General features: G+C 66.8%; 1 protein-coding gene. It reads right to left on the minus strand.

What is annotated here, in order from left to right; all coding sequences use genetic code 11:
- Positions 1–145 precede the first annotated feature (145 nt).
- On the minus strand, positions 146–2,598 hold a 2,453-nt coding region (polA, locus tag RMO97_RS09490), incomplete at its 5' end, for a DNA polymerase I (protein ID WP_310540614.1).

The raw sequence follows: 2,598 nt of genomic DNA on the forward strand, positions 1-2,598 counted from the left end.
AATAGGGGAAGAGAATCGAGCGAAGATCATTCAAGGGCATTGGCGCTCCTATGGGACAGACTTGGCCATTAGGTACCATCCGGCGCGGTTCGCAATGATAGCGCGGCCACGAGGGAGAGGCGGGGAGGCCACATCCACTGCTCCCTCAGTGCGCGTCGTCCCAGTTCGGCGCGGCCCGCGCGTCCACCACCAGGGGCACGGAGATCGACAGCGCCGGCTCCGCCGCCCGTTCCATGATCCGGCGCGCCACGGCGATCACCGCCTCGGCCTCGGCCTCCGGCGCCTCGAAGACCAGTTCGTCGTGGACCTGGAGCAGCATCCGGGCCGTCAGTCCCTCAGCGCGCAGGGCCCCGGGCATCCGGATCATGGCGCGGCGCATCACGTCGGCGGCGGCGCCCTGGATGGGGGCGTTGATGGCGGCGCGGTCGCCGAAGGCGCGTTCGGCCTGGGATCGGCCCTGGGCGGCGGGGATATGCACCTTGCGGCCGAAGATGGTGGTGACGAAGCCCTCGGCGCGGACCTGGCGGGTCATGCGGTCCATATAGGTGCGGATGCCGGGGAAGCGCTCGAAATAGGTCTTGATGTAGGCGCCGGCCTCTTCGCGCGGGATCGACAGCTGGTTGGCCAGGCCGAACGCCGAGATGCCGTAGACGATGCCGAAGTTGATGGCCTTGGCGCGGCGGCGCGTTTCGGCGGGCATGCCTTCGATGGGCACGCCGAACATCTCCGACGCCGTCATGGCGTGGATGTCGAGGCCGTCGGCGAAGGCCTGTTTCAGCTGGGGGATATCGCCGATGTGGGCCAGCAGGCGCAGTTCGATCTGGGAATAGTCGGCGCTGATCAGGACGTGGCCCGCATCGGCGATGAAGCATTTGCGGATCTTGCGGCCTTCCTCCGTGCGGATCGGGATGTTCTGCAGATTGGGGTCGGATGAGGCGAGGCGACCTGTCGTGGCCGCCGCCAGCGAATAACAGGTGTGGACGCGCCCGGTTTTCGGGTTGATCGCCGCGACCAGATTGTCGGTATACGTACCTTTCAGTTTCGAAAGCTGGCGCCAGTCCAGAAGGATGCGCGGCAACTCGTGGCCCTGTAGCGCCAGGTCTTCCAGCATCGAGGCGTCCGTGGACTGGGCGCCGGTGGCGGTGGTCTTGACGGACGCCAGACCCATCTCGCCGAACAGGATGTCGCCCACCTGTTTGGGGCTGCCCAGGTTGAAGGGGCGACCGGCGACGCGGTGGGCCTCCAGCTCAAACTCGGCCATGCGGACCGAGAAATCGTTGGAAAGCTGGCGCAGGCGGTCTGGGTCAACCTTGATCCCCGCCAGCTCCATCTCGACCAGCACCGCCGGCATCGGCCGCTCCAGCGTCTCGTAGACCGTCAGCAGGTGCTCATGCGCCAGCCGGCGTCGCAGATGCTCATAGATGCGCAGGGTGACGTCGGCGTCCTCGGCGGCGTAGCAGGTCGCGCCCGCCAGTTCGATGTGCTTGAAGCTCTTCTGCGCCTTGCCGGTCCCGGCCACGGTCTTGAAGCTGATCGGCTCATGCCCCAGGAGGCGGCGCGACAGCTCGTCCATCCCGTGGCTTTTGTGCAGGCCGCCTTCCAGCGCGAAGCTGATCAGCATGGTGTCTTCGATGGGGCTGACGTTGACACCGTAGCGCGCCAGTACAGCCAGGTCGTACTTGGCGTTCTGGGCCACCTTCAGCACCGAAGGGTCTTCCAGCAGCGGTTTCAGCCGTGCCAGGGCTGCATCCATGGGAACCTGGGTCAGGTCGGCGGGCGCATCCAGTTGCAGGCCGCCCTCGCCCTCTGGCTCGTGGCCCAGGGGGATGTAACAGGCCTTGCCGGGCGCGGTGGCCAGAGACACGCCGCAGAGGCCGGCGCTGGTGGCGCCCAGGGCGTCGGTTTCGGTGTCGAACGCGATGACCCCGGCGGCGTAGGCCTGGGCGATCCAGCGGTCCAGCGCAGCCAGGTCCTGCACGCATTCGTAAGTGCTGGTGTCGACGGCGTCGTGGCTGGGGGCTGTGGGCGCCCTGGTCTCGGGCGCGGGGGTGGCGGCCACGGTGATGCCCTGGCCCACATTGCCCGCCTTGCCGTCGCCGATGCGCCGGGCCAGCGTGCGGAACTCCATCTTCTCAAGGAACGCCGCCAGCACCGCGGGATCCGGGTCATCCATCAACAGGGCGTCCAGCGCCTGGGGCAGCGGGGTGTCGCAATCCAGCTGCACCAACTGGCGCGACAGGCGGATCTGGTCGGCGAAGTCGATCAGGGTCTGGCGGCGCTTGTCCTGTTTGATCTCGTGGGCGCGGCTCAGCAGGGTGTCGAGGTCGCCGTATTCATTGATCAGGGCCGAGGCAGTTTTGATGCCAATGCCCGGCGCACCCGGCACGTTGTCCACCGAATCGCCGCAGAGGGCCTGCACATCGACGACCTTGTCCGGCGTTACGCCGAACTTCTCGGCGACCTGTTCAATTCCGATCCTGACGTTCTTCATGGCGTCGAACATGAAGACCCGCGGACCCACCAGCTGCATCAGGTCCTTGTCGGACGAGACGATCACCACCTCGCCGCCCATATCGCGGACCTTGCAGGCATAGGCGG

This window comes from Phenylobacterium sp. (assembly GCF_031425575.1).
GTDB lineage: Bacteria > Pseudomonadota > Alphaproteobacteria > Caulobacterales > Caulobacteraceae > Phenylobacterium.